Raw genomic sequence first — 20,873 nt, 5'->3', positions numbered from 1 at the left:
ACCGTTGGATCGCCCGCTGTCAGCCGCAATCGTGGGCTGGGCGCGGACACCGCAGTTTCCATCGAACGAGAGGTGGTCTCCGGTCACGCTTATGCGATCCTCGCACCCGAAGCCTTCAGTGAGGGCTGGTGCGGATACGACAAACCGACGTTCCGTCGGTAGATGGTGTTCCTGACCCACAACCCTTGGGCCCCGGTGCTTTCGAGCACCGGGGCCCTCGTGATGGAGGTTCCATGACCCAATCCGGCGACATGCTCGACGACGAGGACTACCCCGCCTACACGATGGGCCGCGCCGCCGAGATCCTCGGCTGCTCGCAGGACTTCCTGCGCCGGCTCGGCGACGCGAAACTGATCGACCCGCAGCGTTCCGGTGGCGGACACCGCCGCTACTCCCGCTACCAACTGCGCTTGGCCGCGCGAGCCCGGGAGATGTGCGATCAGGGCACCGACATGGCCTCGGCCTGCCGCATCATCATTCTCGAGGACCAACTCGAAGAGGCCCTTCGCCGCAACGAGCGACACCAGCAGAGCTGAGCGAACCCGCCCGGGGTGGCATACCCCGAGGGCGACGCGAGCGCCACACGGTCCCTCCCCGTCAGGGCAGGGGCCGTTCTCCACGGCGACGTACCAGGGCAGCAGATGCTCTCCATCGAGGCGGGCCGGCGCCGGCCGGCTGAGCTCGGTCGTCGGGGTCATCGGCCCTTCCTCCTTTGCGAAGACGGCGATCCGGGCACCCGGCCCGCCGTGCGAAGATTTCCGGCATGACAGACATTGCGTCGGCGCTGACCGAGATCCGCGCACAGATCGACGAGTTGGACGGCGAACTCGTCGGGCTGCTCGCCCGTCGGGAGGCGCTGGTTCGGCGTGCGGCCCCGCTGAAGAGCGACCGGCAGGCGGTCCGTGCGCCGGACCGGGTGGCGCAGGTCGTGGCCCGGGTCCGCGCGCTGGCGAACGACGCCGGCGCGGACCCGGACCTGATCGAGCGGATCTACCGCGGCATGATCCAGGCCTTCATCGAGATGGAGACCGACGAGCACCACCGGCTCACCGGCGCCTGAGCGCTGTGGCGCGGATCAGACCGGGCTGGCGCGGGCGTGGGCGCGGCGGCGGAACGCCGGCTCGTGATCGTCTGCGTTACCACCACGCCCAGCACCAGCACCCCACCGAGGTAGCCCAGGTCCGCCGCCTCGATCCGGGCCAGCGCGATGCCGCCGAGGAGGCCGGACAGTCCGATCCCGAGGAAGGTGGCCGAGCTGTTGAGCCCGACCGCCACGGCCGGCGCCTCGGTCGCGAAGGTCATCAGCCGGTATTGCTGCGGCACGGTGAGTGCCCACGCCGCCACACCCCACACCGCCAGGTCCACGACGGCACCGGCGGTCGACCGCGACGCCAGCGGAAACAGCAGCAGGGCGGCCGCGAACGCGGTGAGCCCACCGAGCAACACCGGCACCGGGCCGATCCGGTCGGTGAGCCACCCGCCGAGCGCGTTGCCGGCCACGCCGGCGACACCGAAGACGAGCAGGAACCCTGCGATCGCCGAGGCGGTCACCGCCGTGCCGCCGGACAGTGCCTGCGCCAGGTACGTGTAGAGCGCGAAGCCGCCGACGTAGTAAAGCACCGTGGTGACGATGGCGAGGAGCACCTGGATGTTGCCCAGCACGGCGATCCGGCTAAGCAGCCCCCTTGGGTGCGATCGTCCGACGACGAGTAGCTGTTGGTGGTTCCGGTGGTGAAAGGCGATCCCTTACGCGTACGCGAGCAGGAAGTCGACGGTGCCCGTACCGCCGGGCTGACCGGCGGCGACGGGGTCGCCGGACGGGAAAGTCGATCATCCGCTGTCACCGGCCGCAGGCCCTGCACGCGCTGCGGGTGCGCAGGTGGTAGTCGCTTGACGCCGCGACGAGGCCGAGCCCCAGGACGCAGTACGCCGACATCGCCACCCAGAGGAACGTGTCGGAGAACTGGCTGATCGATCCCGACGCCAACTGCACGAGTCCCATGCCGAAGTAGCCCACGATGCCCGCCCCGAGCCCGAAGCCGGGCACCAGCAACAGCAGGCGAGGAATCGTGCGGCCGGTGAGCAGCGGCACCCACCCTGGCCAGGTCTCACCCCAGCGGTGCACCAGTGCCAGCGGCAACAGCACTCCAGCCAACACCAGGCCGACCTCCAACCCGATCAGGGAGGCGTCGTGCGCAAGACCGTCGAATCCCACCACGACCTGGGCCGCGAAGCGGGTGACGAGGCCGGCTACCGCGGTGTACGCGGCCCAGCGCGCCCACGGGGCAGGTGCTGAGCGCCGCGAACCCGGTCGGACCGTCCGGCAGCAGTCCGGACAGCCACCCCGGGTGCGCCGCTGATAGCGAGCGGTCGCCAGAGCGAGCAGGGCCGCTCCGGTGACACAGCCGAGCCGGCTGGCGAACGCTACCGGGTCGAAGTACGGGCCGACCGTGAACAGCAGGAAGCCCACCAACTCCGGCAGCAGGATCGCGGCTGCCGCGACCAGCGCCCCGGCAACCGTCCAGGCGACTCCCGCCAGCACCGGCCGCCAGGTCGCCACCCGGTCCAGGGCAACCGCCAGAACAGCCGCGACCACGCATAACGCCACCGACCGCCAACCGGTGAAACCGAGCAGGTCCGATCCGAATTGCCGGAACTCCGGAGCCTCGCCGATCGTCCACGCCAGACGCACACCCCCGTATGCCACAGCCCAACCGAGCACGGCGTACGTCAAACCATGGCCGGTACCGCGAACGATCGATGCCGATGTGGTCATGACCCGATCCTCCCGGCGCCCCGGTGCGGGCGGACCCCGCCGACAGGGGAACGCACTCCCTCGTCGGAGGGACCCAGCGACTACCGGGAGCAGTTTCCCGGACGGATCGTGACCGTGGTCAGTGCTTGGCAAGCATGTGCCGTGGGGATGGGCGGTGGTGTCAATCGAAGACCGAGATCCGCATACGATGATGGAGCGGATTGTCGATCTCGTCGACTATTGCGACTGCCAGGTCGGCGTAGGAGAGACCTGCCGGTGATCCTTCCGGCAATGTTTCACCGCCAATCCTGTATTGGCCGGTCCGGGGCGCTGCGGCATCCAGCAGTGCGGGCGGAGTGAGCATGACCCAGTCGACCGTCGTGCCCGTGCTCCTGAGCCTCTCCAGACCCGCGGTGTGCGCGAGAGCGAACGGGCGCAGTTCGTGAGGGAACAAGGTGGGATCGTCCAGCACCGCTCGGCCATGGTGGTCGACAAGGTTCGCGAACAGACCAATGAGTACGAGTCGGCCGACCTCGGCTCGTTCCATGCCGAGCAACAACGCGTCGACGCTGGACACGAAGAATTGTTCATCCAGGTGTGCGAGACCGGCCAGTGCCTCAGGATCCGAAGCGGGAGACACCGCGTTGACGACGGCGTCGTGTCCTGATGAGACGGCGGCCACGGAGGCGGCATCTCGGACGTCGCCTCGCAGCACACGGTCGGCCGTGATCCCACGGTGCTTGTCCGGGTCGCGCACGACGGCGGTGACCGTGTGGCCGCGTTGGCGTGCCTCTGCCGTGGTGGCTCGTCCGGCCCGCCCACCGGCTCCGAAAACAGCGATGCTGCTCATGCGGTGAATTCCTGTTCGCCCGTCGAGATCGTTGAGGGGACGGTAGCGACGAGTTCCTGGTTACTGCAAAGATACTGACGTGTCGGCGGCCCTGGATCCCGAGATGTTCGACCCGGTGTGCCCATTCAGTGCGATGCCGTTCCAGATCGGCGACAAGTGGACCGCGATGGTCGTGTTGTGCCTTGAGCACGGTCCCCGTCGATTCGGCGAAATCCGCACACCGCTTCGCACGGTCACGCCGAAGGTTCTTACCGAGACCCTGCGAGCGATGGAAAGAGACGGGCTCGTGCTGCGGACGGTCCATCCGGAACAACCACCGCGGGTCGAATACGAGCTGACGGTTCTGGGTCGGAGCCTGCTCTCCCTGATCGGTGCGGTCCGCGTGTGGAGCAAGGACCACCTTCCGGAGTTGCTGGCGGCTCGCCGTGCGTATGAATCCGAGAGCCGGCTTCCCGGGCCTTCGCAGCAGTAGACCGTCAGCCCTGCGCGTCGAGGTCACGCAGTGCGAAGCGAAGGTGCTCCCACTCTTCGTCGAAGATCACGTGAAGGCAGTGCAGGACGGAGGCGGGGTGCTCGGGTGACCATGCGCTCGGTCGAGGCTCGGCGAGCAGTTCCGGCGTGACGGTCGCGAGGAGGTCCCGCACCATGGCCTGCCGGTCGGCACGCACCTGAAGTACCGCGGCGAAAGTTGGCTGCTCCGTGGCGAAGATCGACATGTCGAATCCGTCGGCTTCGTACTCGGCGTGCGGCTGGCCGAGCGGGTGGAAGGGCTGTGGCAGGCGCAGGATGGCTTTGCCGAGCCAAGCGTCGGTGGCGAACGCAAGATGGCGCAGCGTCTGCGCCATCGACCACTCGCCGTCGATCGAGACGTCGACCGCGCCCTCGGGCATGGACAGGACCCGGTCGACTGCGGCCACCCACGCCCGTTCGAGCGCCGCCCACGCCGTTCGTAGCTCGCTCGGGTCCCTGGCCTGCCTCAGCTCACGTCCGGGGAAGCGTCGGTTGAGCTCGGACTCGACGAATGGCACGACGTCGACACCGTTGACCAGGAGCGCACCATCGCCCAGCCACGGCGCGTCGATATCCAGCCCACGAACGTCGACGCCGCGCATCACCGCGCCGGCCAACGTCGACCTGTTGAACCGCGCACCTCGCAGGTCCTTGTCGACAAATGTTGTGGCGTTGTCCTGGGGCATGGTGTCCTCCCACCCTCCGACGATCGCGGCGATGCTAGCGCTGGGGTCCGACAGCAGGACGTGCTGGGTGGAACCGTCGGTATGGTGCGAGCACGGTCCACCGCGATACCGCTGTCACGGCGGGCCTCGCCAGTCACGAACGCGCCCGAAGATCATTTGAGGGACCGTACCCCCGGCCGCCGCTGACCGGCATACCGCGGGCGGCTCAGCGCCCCGGTACCGGGGCCGATCGAGGCTGATCCGACGACGCTTGCGCCGTAGCGCGCCACCAGCGGCGCGACGCCAGCGCGGCCAGCCCGGCGCCAGCGGTGTTGAGCAGTACGTCATCCACCGACGACACCCGGTCCAGCTGCAGGACGTACTGTGCGGCCTCGACCAGGACCGAGCAGCCCGCCGCGAGCGTCAGGATCCGCGGCGCAGACGCCAGCGCCGCGAACCGCAGCGGGGCGAGGAACCCCAGCGCCGCGAACACGAGCAGGTTGCCGACGACCTGGACGGTCGCCGTCAGCGGCCCCCCGTCGGCGAAGATCGTGACCAGGTCCCGCAGCGGTACCAGGCTCACTCGACCGGGGACGCCGCCGGCCCCTTCGCCCGGCAACATGATCATCCATACCCACGGCACCGTTCCGTAGACGATGCCGACCTCGGCCAGCGACTTCCGCCACGCCGGGGTGGTGCTGCCGGTGACGCTCCTACGGCATGCCAGAGCCCACACCGCCAGGGCGGCAAACGGCAATGCGGCCACCGTTACGAGTACCACGCCATTGAACGTGCCGAACCAGCCGTGCCACCCCTCGACCATGTCACCTCTGCTTCCGTCCGACTGCGAAATCTATCGGGCCCTTGTCTGGTCAGGCGAGCTTCCGGCGTCGGCGCGACGAGCAGGCCGCCGCAGCCGTGTGGGTTGTACTAGCATGCGCCGATGGCCTTGCGACCGGACGAGTTCTATGACCACGCAGTCGCCGTCGCGGACAGCGAGCGGCGTCTCCCGTTGGCCCGCATGACGGGATGGGAGATCAGTCCGTTCGCGCCGGACGGACTGCGCGTCGCGCCGTTGCGCCCGCCAGTGCTCCCTGAGCCCGCGCGGCACGGAGAGGATCCGTCGGACTGCGACGCCTGCCGTGACCGGGACGAAGGAATCTGGTTCAACGACAACTGGCGGCTGGTCCGGATTCCGGGAGTGGGCGTCCCCCTGGTGCTCATGCTGCATCCGCGTGATCACTACGACATGGCGGATCTGCCTGACGATCTGGCCGCCGAGCTGGGGTTGCTGAGCACCCGCATCGTCCGTCACATCCAGGCGCTGCCGCACATCTCGCGGGCCCACGTCTACCGCATCGGTGATGGTGGAGCCCACCTGCACGTCTGGTTCTTCGCTCGGCCCGAGGGACAGGCCCAGTTGTACGGGTCGTGGCTGGTGGTCTGGGACGACCTGCTGCCGGAGTATCCAGCGGACGTCGCGGAAGCTGACGCCGAAATCGTGGCGGACGCGTTGGTCGCGTGCCACGGAGGCCACCGGTCGCCCAACCGCGCACCGGCCGCCTGACCGGGCTGATCCACCCCCCCGAAGTCGAGAGGGAACCTCCTGCCTATCGCGCTCGGCGCGCTATCTCGCTGATCCAGATGGGCGCGAACGGTGACGTGCAGCCCGGGGACGTCGGGTAGTCCTTGAGCACCTCCAGTCGTTCACCGATGTCGATCGCGCGGGCACGGTGCTCGGCGTGCTCGATCCCGATCTGAGCCAGGCAGTGGTTCATCGCCCACTGCAGGCGATCCGGGGCGTCTTTCATCTCCGTCTCGATGACGTCGAGCAGCCCCGGGAGGTCGAGGCTCTCGGGCTTCCTCGTCACGCGCTCGGTGGTCAGCGCCCAGCCGGCACTCGCGACCACTGGGTCCGGATCGGCGGACCAGACCAGGCGCAGCTCTTCGGAGTGCGGGTTCTTCCTCACCACGTAGTTCACGAGCCAGTCGTGCACCTTGGGAACGCGCGCCTCGCGCAGCATGACGTCCAACTCGTCACGCTCGAACGCCTTCGGACGGCAGATCAGGATCGCCAGCAGCCTCGCCGCGGTGTCATTCGTCTGCCAGAGCTGACACGCGAGATCCTGCTGTGTCTTCAGCCGCTTCGCGAGCGCGCGTAGCTTGCCGAGGTTCACCCCGTGATCGTCACCGTGTCTCTCGTTCACCTCGCGTGTCTTCGGGTCCTCGAGCGCGGCCAACTCGGCCGTGACCTCGGCCACCGTCGTCCCAACCACCGCAGCCTCCTGCTTGTCGCGTGCGAGATGCAGCGTACGACGGAGGTCTGCCCTGCCGTACACGCCTGAGGGAGTCGGCTCGATCGATGCCCGGGTGAGGTTGTTTCAGGTGAAGTCATGGTCAAGACTCGCCTCAAAGGTCTGCCGCTGACGTTACGCCTCGACGGTGTCGCGCAGCGCTCCTCTTGAGACGGCGGGGTCGCATCCGTCGCCAGCCGCCGTTGGGCGGCCATGTGTAAGCCGGCCCACGACGACTGATCGCATCGCCCCGATCCGATGGCCCGCCTGTCGAGGCCGTGTGGCGCACCGCCGACCGTACGGATCGCTCAGACTTTCACGGAGGACAAAGTGCTAACGAGAAGGAACCTGCTCGTCGCCGCCGGTGCGGCGGTGGTGGTCGCCGCCGTACCGATGGCTGCTTCGGCCACGGCCGCGTTGCCGCAGGTCGACATGGAAGCGCTGATCAAAGCGGCGCAGATTGACCCGCGTCGGCCGGACACCGCGCTCACCGAAGGGGCCAAGGACAGTGTCCTGCTGGTGGAGCGCGCACTCCAGGCGAAAGGGCTGCTGTCGTCAACGTACGTCGATGGGCACTTCGGCACGAGCACGATCGCCGCGTACGCGGCGTACCAGCGGTCGCTCGGCTACACCGGTCTCGACGCGACCGGCCTCCCCGGCCCGTCGTCGCTGCGGTCGCTCGGCGAGGGGCGTTACACCGTGGTCAGGGCGATCTCGCCCGGCAGTGTGGTGACCCTGCGCGGGGTGCAGGTCAACACCCGCACCAGATCGATGCTGTTCGAGGCCGAACGCCTGCTCAGCCGTCAGCTCAGCATCACGCAGGGCTCGTACAGCAATGATGTGGGCGCCTCCGCCGGCACCCACGATGGCGGCGGAGCACTCGACCTCTCGGTCAGCGGTCTCTCCTCGGCCGTCCGGACCGACGTGCTGCGTCGGCTGCGCACGGTGGGCTTCGCCGCGTGGCTGCGGACCCCGGCCCAGGGGGACTGGGGCTACCACATCCACGCCGTCGCGCTCTCCGACACCGACCAGTCGACTGGTGCGCAGAACCAGGCCGGCGACTACTACCTCGGTCGTAACGGTCTGGCCAACCGAGGTGCCGATGATGGACCGGCGGTCAGCCCCAAGCGGACCTGGGAGGAGTATCAGCGGACGCTCTGACAACGCGTCCATAGAGGAGTGGCGGCACGCCGATCCGCTCGTGCACGCCCTTGCGCCCACCGTTGTTTCGTTGCGGGATCGTCAATCGGTCCGGGTGCGGAGGCTCCGCGCCAGGGTGGGGATCATCACCGCCGCAGGGACGAGGTGTAGCCCGAGGAGGGCGGTGGTGGTGGCGCTGTCTGCCCCGGAGAGGAGGGGCGGGACCAACGAGATCGCGGTCAGCGACACTGCCGTCCACACGAATCGTTCGGCGGGGCGAGCGCTCCAACGAAGAAGAGCGACGGCAATGACGATGCCTACGACCGAGAAGAAGCCGGTCACCACGGCGAACCCTGGCAACGGGATCGTCTCGCCACCATCGGGGACCTCGAAGTCGACGCCAACGGCCTGGGCAAGCGCAGCGGCGAGGGTGGTGGCCACCATCGCTGCGAGCGTGGCAACGAAGCCGGTGACGGCGAGCCCGCGGAGTCGGTGGCTGCGGCCGGTGTGGCCCGATGCCGGGTCTGCGGCGACCCCGGTGTCATTCATGCTGTTCATGGCGATCCTCCATCATTCGGTTGTGTTGACTGGCAGGTGACGGTCCTGGCCCTGGGCGTGACGATGCGTACCCTCGCCGTGCGACGGCCGGGGTTCCACAGGGCGCGGACGCCGGTGCCGCGGAGCCAGAACCCGGCGTCGCGTCCGAGGACCGGCCCGGGCTCGCCGTCGCGCAGCTCCAGCTGCACCCGCCCACGGGTGACGACGGCGAACGCGTCGCACCACTCCGCCGCGACCACCGCGACACGCGCGCCACCGCGCAGCGCAAGCGTCCACACCGGGACTACTCCGTGCCGTCCGCCGGCAGTCGCTCCGGCAGCCCGAGCCGCGGGAACTGGTCGTTGTGGAAGATGACGATCTCGGCGACCGCCCCGCCGGTAATGCGCAGGACGTCGATCGTCAGCGGCAGGTACGCGCTCTCCTGTTCATGCCAGAGGTAGGAGGCGACGGCGGGCTGCCGGTTCACGGAGGTGGCGACGGTGCGCATGGCACCCAGGCTTTCGAAGCCGCCCCCGATCCAGTCGTTCACCACCGCGTCGCGGCCGACGTGCAGACCCGGCGTGGGCGGCATCGAGCAGCGGACGTCGTCTCGCAGCATTGCGGCGAGCCCGTCGATGTCCTTGGCCACGCTCGCGTCGGTGAAGCGGCGCACCAAATCGCGCGTCGCGACGTCCTCCTCGCCGCCGGTCCAGTCCTGCCGCTCGGCGGGCAGGTGCTCTCGCATGCCGGCGCGGGCCCGCTGCAGCGCGCTGTTCACCGAGTTGACGGAGTCCCCGAGGAGCTCCGCGACGTCCTTCGCCGGCCAGCCGAGCACGTCCCGCAGGATCAGCACGGCCCGCGGGCGCGGAGCGAGGTGCTGGACGGCGATCAGGTACGCCAGCTCGATCGTCTCCCGCGCGACCGCGACGGTCTCCGGCTCGTCCGCGTCGCCCGCGGGCAGCTCGTCGAGCAGCCGGTCCGGGTAGGGCTGCAGCCACAGCACCTCGCCACCGGTCGCGGGTTCCGGGCGGCGCTTGGCGAGCAGGTCCAGGCAGGCGTTGGTGGCGATCCGGTACAGCCAGGCCCGGAACGTCGACCGCCCCTCGAAGGTCTCCCGCCGCCGCCAGGCACGCAGGAACGTCTCCTGCACGGTGTCCTCGGCATCCTCGAACGACCCGAGCATCCGGTAGCAGTGCACGTGCAGCTCCCGCCGGTGCCGCTCCGCCAGCCCCGAGAACGCCGGTTCGTCGACCTCGCCCAGACCACTCACGCCCAGCTCCTTCAGCCGCGTGTCCGCACTCATCACGTCATCCTTCCGCTTCGTCATGTCCTGTCGTAGGTGTGACGGGTGCGGGCGCGACAACTCATCACCAGGGTCAGTCGGAATGGCTGAGCGTTTTTCCTCCTTGGTAGGTAGGGTTTTCGAAGAGAGAGGATGGCCTGCACCATTTCGGTCGTCAGGGAGGGCTGCAGCGCAGCATGGACGGACGTCGGGTGAGAACGCGGCCTCGACCCTCGGCCGGCTCGCAGACCGAGGGCGCCGCCGCAACGGCGGCTGACTGGAGTCGGCTCCAGCACGCGTACGGCCTGGCAACCGACACGCCGGCCCACTTGGATGCGCTCGAGTTCGGCGATACCGAGGCCCGAAATGCCGCGCTGAACCACCTCGACTGTGCGGTGCTGCATCAGGGTGTCCCGGACACGGCCACCGCGCCGGCCGTCCGGGCCGTGACTGTGCTGCTCGCTGGTGGGCGGGTCCACCAGGACGTTGTCGAACCGCTCCTGGAGTTTCTGGGCGATGCCGCCCTGAGCGTGACCGAGCTCGCTGGTGATCGCTACTTCGCCGGGATCCTGCCGGACCTCGCCGTCGCTGTGGCGCAGGCGTACCCTGTGGTGCTGCCGCTGCTCGCGGCATCCCCGCCGGACCGGGCCCTGTTCCGTGCGGAGAATCTTGTGGCGATCGCGCGGATGGAGTCCCTGGCGGACCGGCGAGAAGAACTAGCTGCTCTCATCTTCGGGTGGTCGGAGCGCGGCGACGGGTTGTCGGCGGAGTGGATGGACTGCCTTGGTCAGCTCGGTGTCGACCTCCGCGATCGGCTCTCCGATCCGGATCCGGCGGTACGGCTCCAGGCCGCGCTGGCCCACGAAGACGACCCGCGGAGCCGGGAGCTGATCCTGGCCGCGCTGGCGGAGCTGCCGCCACCGGGCCTGCACCAATTCACCCTCGTCGCCGCGGCGATCCGAGTGTCCGCGGACTTCAACGTGATCGCCGCGGCGTCCTGCGAGGTGGCCAGTCGGGACAGTTGGGCTGGTTTCGACAGCGGCTGGGGCGCGTTGGTGGGCTACGCGTTCCCTCAGCCCTATGGGAAGCGCAGGCCGCTGACTGAACCGCAGCGGGCGTTGCTGCGAGCGTTGGTCAGCAACGACGCGCTGTGGACTCCGACGAACGGAAGCTGCGCGCTCGTCTTCAAGGAGGCCGGACTGCCGTACGACCGGAGTGCATGCCACCGCCTTGCCGAGTGAAAGCCCTTCGAGATCAGGCGTCCGGGTGCTCGTCTGGCGCCATGGCCCGGTGCGGCGACAACCGGCCGAGCCACCGACCTTCGTACTGGCGGGCAGCGACGTGGCACTCGTGAATCCCCTCACGGACCATCAACGAGCGGTCCTCGGCGACATGTTCGGGTGCGTCGTGATCAGCGGTAAGAGCCTCTTCACCCCCGATCGGTGGCCGCCCGCACATTGTCGATAGGCGCGGTCTCTGGCCTGGTTGCCAGCTCAGGCTGGTCCTTCGCGCAGCCGTCGCGGCCTACCGCCGTCGGGCGGTCAACGTGGAGCTGTCCGCGTTGGCGGCGAGGAGCGCCAGGAGTTCCAGGTCGGTGATGTCGGGGTGTTGGCCTCGCCGGTGTCAGATGCTCGCCGAATCGCCGGGCCGCAGGTCGATGAGGACGTCCCTCAGGCCCGCCTTCTCGAAGGCACGCACGACGTCATCGGCATCCTGGGTGTAGTGGCCCCAACCGTCCTGGTGGACTGGGACCACAGCCCTGACTCCGAGCAGGGCCGCCGCTCGTGCCGCCAGTTCCGCCGTCAAGGTGAGGAACCCGTCGCCGCGTACCGCGATCCGGGCCGCGCCGAGGTTGAGGATCGCGATCTCGATCGCCGGAAACTGTTCCGCGACAACCGCCACGACATCCAGTGAGGCGTTGTCACCGCTGACGTAGACCGTCGGCCAGCCATCAGCCTCCAGGACGAATCCGATCACCGGGCCGTTGACCACGCCGATCTCCGGCGTACCGTGCAGCGCCGGAACCACCGTGACGCGCATGCCGCCGGCCTCGGCGTGCTCGAACAGTCGGAGGCCGATGGCTTCGGGGCCGAGATTCGGTGCCCCCGCCGTGGTGGTGAACACCCGGCGGGCCTGCCGCGCATATTCCCGTCCGGAGATGTCGAGGTTGTCGATGTGGTGCTCGTGCGACACGAGCACCACATCGGCCTGGTCGAGGTCCTCGGGCGGGGCGCTCGGGCCGGTCAGCTTGGTCGCGGTGACCGGTCCGTTCTGGTACGTCCGCGGTTCGTCGAAGGTCGGGTCCAACACGACGCGCGAGCCCGCGTAGTCGAGGACGGCGGTCGGCCCGCCGATGGCGTGCACGGTCAGCTTGTCCATGTTTTTCTCCTTGATGTCCCTGTGTGCACTCCGCCGACCTGCCGGTGGTCGTGTCACCGAAGCGGTATGTCGGTGTCGTCTGCAGGGGCCCGCCGGCCGTGGATGCGGCGCTGGTCTGCGGTGATGGGGACGTCATTGATGCTGGCTTCGCGGCGGCGCATGAAGCCGCGATCGTCGAACTCCCACTGTTCGTTGCCGTAGCTGCGCCACCATTGGCCGGCGGTGTCGTGCCACTCGTACTGGAACCGTACGGCGATGCGGTTCTGGTGGAACGCCCACAGCTGTTTGCGCAGCACATAGTCGAGTTCCCGTTCCCACTTGTCAGTCAGAAACGCTTCGATCTCGTCGCGGCCGGTCAGGAAGGTCGACCGATTGCGCCAGGTGCTGTCGGGTGTGTAGGCGGCGGCGACGCGCTGGGGGTCGCGGCTGTTCCAGGCGTCCTCGGCGGCCTGAACCTTGATTCGAGCGGTTTCGGCGGTGAATGGGGGCAATGGGTGTCGCAGCGGTGGGCTCGTGTCGTGGGAGTCAGTGCTCATGGCTGTCCCTGTCTCGGCGCTGGTCGGGGAGGGTGCGGCCGTGCAGTTGCTCGCGTAGGGCGTGGTTCTCCGCGCGGAGGCTGGCGAGTTCGTCACGGATCGGTGCGAGTGCGTCGGAGAGTTCCCCTTCGCTGAAACGAGGCGTGATGTGTTGGGGGCAGTTCCAGTCGTAGCCGTGTACGTCGACGGTGATCAGCCGTTCCATTTTGCCCAGTTGCGCGGGCGCGATCGGCCGATTCAGCAGATCCGCGGACTTCCCGTCGCGCACATCGATGACGCGGGCCGTGCCGATGATTTTGAGGCGGCGTTGGTGGGCGTAGTCCATGAGCAGCAGTGACACTCGGGGTGATGTGGCGAGGTTGCCGACCGACAGATATTGCCGGTTACCGCGCAGGTCGGCCCAGCCGAGGACGCTGTGGCCGTCAACAGGATCGAGGGCGTGCAGGAAGCCGGGTGGGCCGCCGCGGTGCTGCAGGTACGGCCAGCCGTTCTCGCTGACCGTGGCGAGATAGAAGCTGTCGCGTTCGGCGATGAAGGCGGCCTCATCGGTGCCGAGCATCGCGTCGGTGTCCCAGCCGGCGACCATACGTTGGATGGCGGGTCGGCTGCCGTAGCGCTGTTGGGCGGCGATTACCGACGCAGTGGTCAGTTCTTGCAGGTAGCGATGTGGCATGACGGACGTCTTCCGGGTGAGGGCCGAGGCGAGCGGCGACAACTGCCTGCCCGGCGGGCAGGGGGGCGATGGAAGCGCCGCTCGGTGGGATGACCGGCACGAAGGACCCACGCCGAGGCGCAACCGCCACTGCCCCTAACCGTCTTGACAGCTTTCACTGGTAAGAAGCTACGACAATCCGACTAACCTGTCAAACGGCGAACGGTGGTAAGGTTGGTCGCATGACGCGGCGACCGCTGGTGGGTGAACCCCTCGCCCTGGACCTGGTCAACACCCAGTGGGTCGAGCGTGGCCGCACGGTCGACCTGTTCGACGAACCCGACGGGCTGCAGGGATGGCTTGCTGAGCACCGTCTGGCGGGCGACCCCACATCGGTGGAGGTTCCATTGCGCCAAGCGCGTTCGGCGCTGCGCCGCGTCCTCGAACAACCCGGCCAGGACGCCGAACGGGACATCAATGCGATCCTCGCCCACGGCGCCTCGCGCCACACGCTTCGCCAGGCGACCGTGCACGAGCACCACGACGTCGACGCCGGCTGGCTCCCGTCCTGGCGGGCGGTCACCAACTACCTGGACCTGCTGCGCCAGCAACCCACTCGAATCCGACGTTGCGGCAACCCCGCCTGCGTCCTGCACTTCTACGACACGTCGCGCAACGGCACCCGGCGCTGGTGCTCCATGGACGGGTGCGGCGGTCGCGCCAAAGCCGCCCGCCACTACCAACGCCAACGCAGCACGCCCACCCCGTAGATCAGGCGCCGCACCCGCTGTGCCCGCCCAAGGCGGCGTCAGATCCGCGTACTCCCTCGATCGTCAGCTGTGACGTTCATCAATCGACTGGCTGTCCGGGCTTGCGGGGACGGCGGGGCGTAGCCGAGTTCGTACGAAATTTGGTTCGCAGTCTCCAGTAGCAGAGGAAGCTTGCTCTTCAGCTGGTCGAGGCTTGCGATGACCTCGATCGCGGTGAGCGAGGCGGCGGCGATGACCGCCCCTCGCGAATCCCTGATCGGTGCGGCGACGCACATCACGTAGGCGTCGTGCTCGCCGTTGTCCGCGGTCCAGCCGTGTTCGCGGATGCGGGCGAGTTCGGCTTCGAGGGAGTCGTGATCGGCGAGGGTGGTGTCGGTGAACCTCTCGAAGACGACGCGTGCGAGGAGACGGTTGCGTTCCTGCGGAGGTAGGTAGGCCAGGATCGTCTTGCCGACGGCGCTCGCGTAGATCGACACCGCGCGCCCCACCCGGGACGGCAGCTTGACGGCGTCGAACGCCGGGCTGTCGACTTTGTCGATGTAGATGATCTCGTCGCCGGTCAGTTGCGCCAGATGCACGGTGTGGCCGGTCTCGCGTTGCAGCGCACGGAGGTGCGCGGCGGCGAACTGGCGCAGGTCCATCGAGCCCAGCGCAAGCTCGGACAGCTCGATCAGCCCGCTGCCGAGCACGTAGGTGCCCGCGCCGGTGCGGCGCACGAAGCGCTCGGCCTCCAGCGTCTGCAGGATCCGTAGGGCCGTCGACTTGTGGACGCCGAGCACGTCCGCGGCCTCGGTGAGGGACAGCGGGTGCTCCGCCGATCGGCGGATGAGGTCGATCGCGCGGCGAATCGATTGCGCCAAGGCTGGGTCTCCCCTCAAGCGACGGCGGCACCTCCGCTGCCGTTGCATCCTGTGCAATCTAGTTGACGTTACGCGCATCCGGCGCTTGACAGCGTTGCACATGACGCTACGATCGTTGCAAATTTGTCGATCCCGCTACCTGAAGATCAGGCAACGGATGCGCCCTGGCGCTCCGCGGCCTGCGACATCCGTCCTCGGGACGAGCAGTCCTTCTCCAAGCTGGGGAGCGGCTCATGACGGTGCCACAGCCCCGCGGGCTGGCCGCAGATGCAGACTGGTTCGGGACCTCTGCGGAGGCGCTGCCGAACGATGCCGACGACGGCGTCCTCCTCGGCCGGATCTGGGACCCGTCCGTCGACGGCCCCTCACCCGTGACCGTCCGAGGTGGCGAGGTCATCGACATCAGCCACCGGTTCGCGACTGTCCGGGACATCTGCGAGCTCCCCGATCCCGCCGCTACGGTGGCCGGGCTCGACGGGCCGCGGGTGGGTGGCTTCGAGGAGATTCTGGCCAACACCGGTGCCGGGACCCGTGACCATACCCGGCCCTGGCTACTCGCCCCGGTCGACCTCCAGGCGCTCAAGGCCGCCGGCGTGACCTTTGCCGTCTCGATGATCGAACGCGTCATCGAGGAACGGGCACGGGGAGACCTGGTGCTCGCGACGGACATCCGTCGCCGGATGCTCGCCGACATCGGCGACGACCTGCACAGCCTGACTCCGGGCTCGGCGGAGGCGAGACAGCTCAAGAGGCTGCTGGTCGCCGAGGGCATCTGGAGCCAGTACCTGGAGGTGGGAATCGGACCGGACGCCGAGATCTTCACCAAGGGTCAGATCCTCTCCGCCGTCGGCACCGCCGTTCCGGTCGGCGTGCTCGCCGCGTCGACCTGGAACAACCCGGAACCCGAGGTCACGCTGATCATCCAGTCCAGTGGGCGGATCGTCGGCGCCACCCTCGGCAACGACGTGAACCTGCGGGATGTCGAGGGCCGCTCTGCGCTCCTGCTTCCCCTGGCGAAGGACAACAACGCCTCGTGTGCCCTCGGTCCGATGATCCGGCTGTTCGACGAGCGATTCGGCCTGGATCGGGTGCGCGAGCTAGAGGTCAGTCTGAAGGTCCGCGGTGTGGACGGCTTCCAACTGGAGGCCGTCTCGGAGATGACACGGATGTCGCGCGACCCGGAGGCGCTGGTGCGGCAGCTGATCGGTCCGCACCACCAGTATCCCGACGGCGCCGCGCTGATGCTCGGCACCATGTTCGCGCCCATCCAGGACCGGGACCGCCCCGGTGAGGGCTTCACCCACAAGGTCGACGACGTGGTGCGCATCAGTTGCCCGGCGCTCGGCACCCTGGTCAACCGCGTGCGGTACGCCGAGGAATGCGAGCCCTGGCAGTTCGGCGTCCGAGATCTCATGGGCAATCTGGTGAAGAGAGGACTGCTGTGAACGCGGTCAGCACGGTCGATCCGCGCGACGGCCACCGTCGCGCGACGGATCTCACGGAGACGGACGAGTCTCGGCTGGAGGTGATCGCCGGCCAGGCGTCCCAGGCCGCGCAGTGGCTGTCCGGCCTCGGGAGACTCGGCAGAGCGGAGATGCTGGACGCGATCGCCGCGTCCCTGGAGTCCCGTCGCGTGGACCTGGTCGCAGCCGCGGAGGCGGAGACCGGGCTGAGCCACGCGCGACTCGACCAGGAACTCACGCGGGCGGCGGTCCAGTTCCGGATGTTCGGCGACGTGCTGCGTGACGGAGGGTACGTCGAGGCGGCCATTGACCACGCCGCCGACACACCGCTCGGACGTGGCCCGGACCTGCGGCGGATGCTCGTACCTCTCGGGCCGGTCGCCGTCTTCGGGGCCAGCAACTTCCCGTTCGCCTTCTCGGTCGCCGGGGGCGACACCGCCTCCGCACTCGCGGCGGGTTGTCCCACGGTCCTGAAGGCCCACCCGTCGCACCCGCTGACGTCGCACGCCTCTGCCGACGCGATCCAGTCGGCCATCCGCGACATCGGCGGCCCCGAGGGTGTGATCGCGACCGTGTACGGGGAGCAGGCCGGCCGCTCGCTGGTGCGCCACCCCACGGTCCGCGCCGCAGCCTTGACGGGCTCGGTCGGCGCCGCTCGCGCCATCCAGGCGGCCATCGACGAACGGGCTGACCCGATTCCGCTCTACGCCGAGCTGAGCAGCGTGAACCCGATCGTCGTCCTACCCGGCGCGGCCGCCGACCGGGGAGACCAGATCGCCGAAGGGCTGTTCGCCTCCTTCACGGCTTCGGGTGGTCAGCTGTGCACCAAACCGGGGCTGGCGTTCATCCCGTCGGATCCGGGCGGTGAGCACCTGGTCGACGTGCTGCGGGGGAGCGTCGCCGCCTCGGGCGGCACGGTCCTGCTGAACGAGCGCATCCGTGACGCGTACGAGGACCAGGCTGCGGCGTTCGAGCGGGCCGGCGCTCGGGTCTCGGCGCGCTCCCAGGGCGACCCTGGTGCTGGTTTCACCGCCGCGCCGAGGCTCCTGGAGGTCGGTCTGCCGGGCCTGACCGCCGAGATCGCCGACGAGTGCTTCGGCCCGCTCATGGTCGTGGTCCGTTATCAGGATGTCGCCGACCTCGACGCCGTGCTGGCAACCATCCCGCCGTCGTTGACCGGGTCCCTCCACTGCGGACCCAGCGACGACGCCGCAGTCGTGCGTCGGCTGGTCGACGTGTTCGCCGCCCACTCGGGTCGCATCGTCTTCGACGGGTATCCCACCGGTGTCCGGGTGTCGTGGGCCCAGCACCACGGCGGGCCCTGGCCGTCGACCAACGCCGTGCACACCTCGGTGGGCGCCACCTCGATCCGGCGGTTCCTTCGCCCGCTGGCCTGGCAGGACGCTCCGGAATGGATCCTTCCCGAGGAACTGCGCGACGGGTACGCCGCCATTCCCCGGCGAGTCGACGGGAGGTTGGAGTCAGCGGTGGAATAGCCGCACTGGAAGGTGACCCGCCAAACCATCGAGCACTCATTGATCGCCGCGCATGCGCACGGCCGGACGGATGACGGAGAGGTGTGCTGATGTCGACGACGAATCGACCGCTGCGCAGCGGGCAGTGGTTCGGTGCGGAGGGCCGCAACGGCTTCATCCATCGGTCCTGGATGCGCAATCAGGGTTTCGCGGACGACGTCTTCGACGGTCGCCCGGTGATCGGCATCGCCACCACCTGGTCGGAGCTGACACCCTGCAACGCCCACCTGCGCGACCTGGCCGACTCGGTGAAGCGGGGCGTATGGGAGAGCGGCGGGCTGCCGCTGGAGTTCCCCGCCATGAGCCTGGGCGAGCCCCTCATGCGACCCACGACGATGCTCTACCGCAATCTGCTGGCGATGGAGCTGGAGGAGCTGGTCCGAGCCAATCCACTCGACGGGGTGGTCCTGCTCTCCGGCTGTGACAAGACCACGCCCGGCCTGCTGATGGGCGCGGCGAGCGTCGACCTACCGACTCTGATGATCACCGGCGGCCCGATGCTCAACGGTAAGTTCCGTGGCCAGGACATCGGGTCGGGCACCGTCGTCTGGCGCTTCACCGAGGAGCAGCGAGCCGGTCGGATGACCGCGGGCGACTGCGCGGAGGCGGAGGTCGGCATGTCCCGCAGCCGTGGCCACTGTATGACCATGGGTACCGCCTCCACGATGGCCTGCGTGACCGAGGCGCTGGGCGTGCAACTGCCGGGAGCCGCCGCTGTTCCGGCGGTCGACTCACGGAGGTACGCGCTCGCGCAGGCCGCCGGACGCCGGATCGTCGCCATGGTCGAGCACGACCAACGGCTGTCCACGGTGCTGACCCGGCACGCGTTCGAGAACGCCATCCGGGTGAACGCCGCGATCGGCGGTTCCACCAATGCCGTCGTACACCTGCTCGCGATTGCCGGACGCCTCGGCGTCCCCCTGACCCTGGAGGACTTCGACACGCTCACCGCCGACGTGCCCATGCTCGTCAACCTGATGCCGTCCGGGGCGTACCTCATGGAGGACTTCGCCTACGCGGGCGGTGTTCCGGTGGTGATGAAGGAGATCGCCCCGCTGCTGCACCTGGACCACGTCACCGTCAGCGGCAAGAGCGTGGCCGACAACATCGACGGCGTCCAGTGCTGGAACCGGCAGGTCATCGGCACCATGGCCGAGCCATTCCAGCCCGCCGGCTCGGGCACCGTGGTGCTACGCGGGTCACTCGCGCCGTCCGGCGCCGTGCTGAAGGTCTCCGCCGCCTCCGCCCACCTCCTCAAACACACCGGACCGGCGCTCGTCTTCGACCGGATCGAGGACTACGTCGTCGCCGCCGACGACCCGGACCTCGATGTCACACCCGACACGGTGATCGTGGTGCGAAACGCCGGACCTCGCGGCTACCCCGGCTTCCCGGAAGTGGGTAACGTGCCCATGCCACGACGGCTGCTCGCCGACGGCATCACGGACATGGTGCGGATCTCCGACGCCCGGATGAGCGGCACCGGGTACGGCACCTGCGTCCTGCACGTAGCCCCGGAGGCGTCCGTGGGCGGCCCTCTCGCGCTGGTGCGCACCGGCGATCTGGTCCGAGTCGACGTCCCGACGCGGCGTCTGGACCTGCTGGTCGACGACGCGGAACTCGCACAACGCCGTTCCGTCTGGCAGCCACCGCCGTTGGTGGCCGACCGGGGCTGGGCGCGGCTGTACAGCGAGCACGTCCTGCAAGCCGATGAGGGCGCGGACCTCGACTTCCTCGTCGGCGGCAGCGGCAGTGACGTGCCCCGTCACTCACACTGACCACCACGGAATCGTACGAGGCTTGACCTGCCCAGCGGCAGGCTCGAGGTGTCGCTCACCACGGGACCGATCCACCCTCCGCTTTGCGCTGGGCCGGCTTCACCTTGTGGCAGGGCCAGTGTTTTACGTGGATGACTCCGGCGCGGATCAGCAGACGGCGAGCAGCGTACGCAGCAGTCCGGCCAGTTGCTTGCGTTGCGCGGCCGGTAGCTGGTTCAGCGCCGCCGCCTGCTCGGCGAGCCCGGCGGTGAGCGCCTCGTCCACGATCTGTCGGCCCTTGGCGGTCAATTCGGCTCGCAGCGCACGCCGATCCGTCGGATCGGGGATGCGCTGCAGCAACCCGGCCCGTTCCAGCTTGTCCAGTCGGCCGGTCATGCCGCCGGTGGTGAGCATGAGGGCCGCCGACAACTGGCTCGGCGACAGCGTGAACGGCTCGCCGGACCGGCGCAGAGTGGCGAGCACGTCGAACTCGCCGCGTCCGATGCCGAACGGTGCGTACACGCGCTCGATCCGGTCGCCCATCAGCCGGGAGATCCGGTAGATCCGACCGAAGACCTCCATCGGGAGGGTCTCCAGGTCGGGCCGCTCGACCGCCCACTGGCCGACGATGGCGTCCACCCCGTCGCCGGCCGCCGTCGCTCTCTCCTGCCGCATGACCTGATTCTGGCATAGTGAACGTGCAAGTTACTTGACGCTAAGCTTGTTTTGCCTAAGTTACCGCGAGCTATGAGGCGGCGCGGCGACTCAGGCCGGTGGTGGCCGTACGGCCGGTTTGAGTCAGTGCGCGGATTGGCCGGTCTGGGGGAGGACGCTCGTCACCGCGGCGCACGGGTCGGTTCCGGGCGCGGCGGCGTGGATCGCCTCGGC

23 protein-coding genes are annotated in these 20,873 nt (G+C 68.8%); 10 read left to right on the top strand and 13 right to left on the bottom strand.

The window, feature by feature from the left end:
- Positions 1–233: 233 nt before the first annotated feature.
- Positions 234–536, top strand: coding sequence for a MerR family transcriptional regulator (locus tag PCA76_RS20620; protein ID WP_272612109.1), 303 nt, complete (start codon positions 234–236; stop codon positions 534–536).
- Positions 537–763: 227 nt separating this feature from the next.
- Entirely contained in the window at positions 764–1,060 is a 297-nt protein-coding gene (locus tag PCA76_RS20615; RefSeq protein WP_272612108.1) for a chorismate mutase, read from the top strand.
- Here the strand turns inward: PCA76_RS20615 and PCA76_RS20610 are convergent.
- The 3 genes from PCA76_RS20610 to PCA76_RS20600 form a co-directional block, all read right to left on the bottom strand.
- Complete coding sequence (locus PCA76_RS20610) at positions 991–1,662, bottom strand: MFS transporter (protein WP_272612107.1); 672 nt, start codon at positions 1,660–1,662, stop codon at positions 991–993. The two genes, PCA76_RS20615 and PCA76_RS20610, sit on opposite strands and share 70 nt — an antisense overlap.
- Before the next feature lie 178 nt (positions 1,663–1,840).
- Positions 1,841–2,776 carry a hypothetical protein gene (locus PCA76_RS20605; RefSeq protein WP_272612106.1) on the bottom strand — a complete coding sequence of 312 codons (936 nt, stop codon included), beginning with the start codon at positions 2,774–2,776 and terminating at the stop codon, positions 1,841–1,843.
- 160 nt (positions 2,777–2,936) lie between these two features.
- Complete coding sequence (locus PCA76_RS20600; RefSeq protein ID WP_272612105.1) at positions 2,937–3,605, bottom strand: NAD(P)-dependent oxidoreductase; 669 nt, start codon at positions 3,603–3,605, stop codon at positions 2,937–2,939.
- A 79-nt stretch (positions 3,606–3,684) separates the two neighbouring features.
- Between PCA76_RS20600 and PCA76_RS20595 the strand changes: the two genes are divergently transcribed.
- Positions 3,685–4,077, top strand: a complete 393-nt coding sequence (locus PCA76_RS20595; protein ID WP_272612104.1) for a winged helix-turn-helix transcriptional regulator — start codon at positions 3,685–3,687, stop codon at positions 4,075–4,077.
- 4 nt (positions 4,078–4,081) lie between these two features.
- Here the strand turns inward: PCA76_RS20595 and PCA76_RS20590 are convergent, their stop codons facing one another.
- Both PCA76_RS20590 and PCA76_RS20585 read right to left on the bottom strand, forming a co-directional pair.
- The gene (locus PCA76_RS20590; protein WP_272612103.1) at positions 4,082–4,732 is read right to left on the bottom strand and encodes a DinB family protein; all 651 of its coding nucleotides are present in this window, start codon (positions 4,730–4,732) and stop codon (positions 4,082–4,084) included.
- A gap of 274 nt (positions 4,733–5,006) precedes the next feature.
- Positions 5,007–5,603 (bottom strand): VanZ family protein, encoded by a 597-nt coding sequence (locus PCA76_RS20585; protein ID WP_272612101.1) that lies wholly within the window; start codon positions 5,601–5,603, stop codon positions 5,007–5,009.
- Between the two features lie 120 nt (positions 5,604–5,723).
- Here PCA76_RS20585 and PCA76_RS20580 point away from each other — a divergent pair, with 120 nt between their 5' ends.
- Positions 5,724–6,347 carry a hypothetical protein gene (locus PCA76_RS20580; RefSeq protein WP_272612100.1) on the top strand — a complete coding sequence of 208 codons (624 nt, stop codon included), beginning with the start codon at positions 5,724–5,726 and terminating at the stop codon, positions 6,345–6,347.
- A gap of 43 nt (positions 6,348–6,390) precedes the next feature.
- Here the strand turns inward: PCA76_RS20580 and PCA76_RS20575 are convergent, their stop codons facing one another.
- Complete coding sequence (locus tag PCA76_RS20575; protein ID WP_272612099.1) at positions 6,391–7,056, bottom strand: DNA alkylation repair protein; 666 nt, start codon at positions 7,054–7,056, stop codon at positions 6,391–6,393.
- Positions 7,057–7,404: 348 nt separating this feature from the next.
- Here PCA76_RS20575 and PCA76_RS20570 point away from each other — a divergent pair, with 348 nt between their 5' ends.
- Positions 7,405–8,235: a peptidoglycan-binding domain-containing protein gene (locus PCA76_RS20570; RefSeq protein WP_272612098.1), complete on the top strand. Its 831-nt coding sequence runs from the start codon at positions 7,405–7,407 to the stop codon at positions 8,233–8,235.
- An 81-nt stretch (positions 8,236–8,316) separates the two neighbouring features.
- Here PCA76_RS20570 and PCA76_RS20565 read toward each other — a convergent pair whose 3' ends face one another.
- Both PCA76_RS20565 and PCA76_RS20560 read right to left on the bottom strand, forming a co-directional pair.
- Positions 8,317–8,772, bottom strand: a complete 456-nt coding sequence (locus PCA76_RS20565; RefSeq protein WP_272612096.1) for a DUF6069 family protein — start codon at positions 8,770–8,772, stop codon at positions 8,317–8,319.
- Between the two features lie 283 nt (positions 8,773–9,055).
- Positions 9,056–10,054, bottom strand: coding sequence for an RNA polymerase subunit sigma-70 (locus PCA76_RS20560; protein ID WP_272612095.1), 999 nt, complete (start codon positions 10,052–10,054; stop codon positions 9,056–9,058).
- A 191-nt stretch (positions 10,055–10,245) separates the two neighbouring features.
- Between PCA76_RS20560 and PCA76_RS20555 the strand changes: the two genes are divergently transcribed.
- The gene (locus PCA76_RS20555) at positions 10,246–11,274 is read left to right on the top strand and encodes a hypothetical protein (RefSeq protein ID WP_272612094.1); all 1,029 of its coding nucleotides are present in this window, start codon (positions 10,246–10,248) and stop codon (positions 11,272–11,274) included.
- 382 nt (positions 11,275–11,656) lie between these two features.
- Here PCA76_RS20555 and PCA76_RS20550 read toward each other — a convergent pair whose 3' ends face one another.
- From PCA76_RS20550 to PCA76_RS20540, 3 genes are read right to left on the bottom strand one after another with little or no spacing between them, the layout of a single operon-like run.
- On the bottom strand, positions 11,657–12,412 hold the full coding sequence (locus PCA76_RS20550) for an MBL fold metallo-hydrolase (protein WP_272612093.1): 756 nt from the start codon (positions 12,410–12,412) through the stop codon (positions 11,657–11,659).
- Positions 12,413–12,465: 53 nt separating this feature from the next.
- Entirely contained in the window at positions 12,466–12,948 is a 483-nt protein-coding gene (locus PCA76_RS20545) for a nuclear transport factor 2 family protein (RefSeq protein WP_272612092.1), read from the bottom strand.
- Positions 12,938–13,663, bottom strand: coding sequence for a pyridoxamine 5'-phosphate oxidase family protein (locus tag PCA76_RS20540; protein ID WP_272612091.1), 726 nt, complete (start codon positions 13,661–13,663; stop codon positions 12,938–12,940). Before PCA76_RS20540 ends, PCA76_RS20545 begins: the two co-directional genes overlap by 11 nt.
- A gap of 179 nt (positions 13,664–13,842) precedes the next feature.
- On the opposite strand from PCA76_RS20540, the gene PCA76_RS20535 reads away from it, so the two are divergent.
- The gene (locus PCA76_RS20535) at positions 13,843–14,370 is read left to right on the top strand and encodes a CGNR zinc finger domain-containing protein (RefSeq protein ID WP_272612090.1); all 528 of its coding nucleotides are present in this window, start codon (positions 13,843–13,845) and stop codon (positions 14,368–14,370) included.
- 38 nt (positions 14,371–14,408) lie between these two features.
- Here PCA76_RS20535 and PCA76_RS20530 read toward each other — a convergent pair whose 3' ends face one another.
- Positions 14,409–15,230 carry an IclR family transcriptional regulator gene (locus PCA76_RS20530; protein ID WP_272612089.1) on the bottom strand — a complete coding sequence of 274 codons (822 nt, stop codon included), beginning with the start codon at positions 15,228–15,230 and terminating at the stop codon, positions 14,409–14,411.
- A gap of 233 nt (positions 15,231–15,463) precedes the next feature.
- Between PCA76_RS20530 and PCA76_RS20525 the strand changes: the two genes are divergently transcribed.
- The 3 genes from PCA76_RS20525 (at position 15,464) to PCA76_RS20515 (ending at position 20,006) form a co-directional block, all read left to right on the top strand.
- A complete protein-coding gene (locus tag PCA76_RS20525) occupies positions 15,464–16,675 on the top strand; it encodes a fumarylacetoacetate hydrolase family protein (RefSeq protein ID WP_272612087.1) in 1,212 nt (403 codons plus the stop codon).
- The gene (locus tag PCA76_RS20520) at positions 16,672–18,189 is read left to right on the top strand and encodes an aldehyde dehydrogenase family protein (protein ID WP_272612086.1); all 1,518 of its coding nucleotides are present in this window, start codon (positions 16,672–16,674) and stop codon (positions 18,187–18,189) included. Before PCA76_RS20525 ends, PCA76_RS20520 begins: the two co-directional genes overlap by 4 nt.
- 89 nt (positions 18,190–18,278) lie before the next feature.
- On the top strand, positions 18,279–20,006 hold the full coding sequence (locus PCA76_RS20515) for an IlvD/Edd family dehydratase (protein ID WP_272612085.1): 1,728 nt from the start codon (positions 18,279–18,281) through the stop codon (positions 20,004–20,006).
- 147 nt (positions 20,007–20,153) lie between these two features.
- On the opposite strand, the gene PCA76_RS20510 is transcribed toward PCA76_RS20515, so the two are convergent.
- Positions 20,154–20,660, bottom strand: a complete 507-nt coding sequence (locus PCA76_RS20510) for a MarR family winged helix-turn-helix transcriptional regulator (protein WP_272612084.1) — start codon at positions 20,658–20,660, stop codon at positions 20,154–20,156.
- Positions 20,661–20,873 lie beyond the last annotated feature (213 nt).

The organism is Micromonospora sp. LH3U1 (genome assembly GCF_028475105.1).
Taxonomy (GTDB): domain Bacteria; phylum Actinomycetota; class Actinomycetes; order Mycobacteriales; family Micromonosporaceae; genus Micromonospora.
Note: the sequence above shows the minus strand (reverse complement) of the source record. Positions and strands in the feature narration are given on the sequence as shown.

Bases quoted from the DNA above. Each gene is read 5' to 3' on its own strand.
- PCA76_RS20620 (WP_272612109.1), top strand. From the start codon at position 234: ATGACCCAATCCGGCGACATGCTCGACGACGAGGACTACCCCGCCTAC.
- PCA76_RS20615 (WP_272612108.1), top strand. From the start codon at position 764: ATGACAGACATTGCGTCGGCGCTGACCGAGATCCGCGCACAGATCGAC.
- PCA76_RS20605 (WP_272612106.1), bottom strand. From the start codon at position 2,776: ATGACCACATCGGCATCGATCGTTCGCGGTACCGGCCATGGTTTGACG.
- PCA76_RS20600 (WP_272612105.1), bottom strand. From the start codon at position 3,605: ATGAGCAGCATCGCTGTTTTCGGAGCCGGTGGGCGGGCCGGACGAGCC.
- PCA76_RS20585 (WP_272612101.1), bottom strand. From the start codon at position 5,603: ATGGTCGAGGGGTGGCACGGCTGGTTCGGCACGTTCAATGGCGTGGTA.
- PCA76_RS20580 (WP_272612100.1), top strand. From the start codon at position 5,724: ATGGCCTTGCGACCGGACGAGTTCTATGACCACGCAGTCGCCGTCGCG.
- PCA76_RS20565 (WP_272612096.1), bottom strand. From the start codon at position 8,772: ATGAACAGCATGAATGACACCGGGGTCGCCGCAGACCCGGCATCGGGC.
- PCA76_RS20560 (WP_272612095.1), bottom strand. From the start codon at position 10,054: ATGAGTGCGGACACGCGGCTGAAGGAGCTGGGCGTGAGTGGTCTGGGC.
- PCA76_RS20550 (WP_272612093.1), bottom strand. From the start codon at position 12,412: ATGGACAAGCTGACCGTGCACGCCATCGGCGGGCCGACCGCCGTCCTC.
- PCA76_RS20545 (WP_272612092.1), bottom strand. From the start codon at position 12,948: ATGAGCACTGACTCCCACGACACGAGCCCACCGCTGCGACACCCATTG.
- PCA76_RS20535 (WP_272612090.1), top strand. From the start codon at position 13,843: ATGACGCGGCGACCGCTGGTGGGTGAACCCCTCGCCCTGGACCTGGTC.
- PCA76_RS20525 (WP_272612087.1), top strand. From the start codon at position 15,464: ATGACGGTGCCACAGCCCCGCGGGCTGGCCGCAGATGCAGACTGGTTC.
- PCA76_RS20515 (WP_272612085.1), top strand. From the start codon at position 18,279: ATGTCGACGACGAATCGACCGCTGCGCAGCGGGCAGTGGTTCGGTGCG.
- PCA76_RS20510 (WP_272612084.1), bottom strand. From the start codon at position 20,660: ATGCGGCAGGAGAGAGCGACGGCGGCCGGCGACGGGGTGGACGCCATC.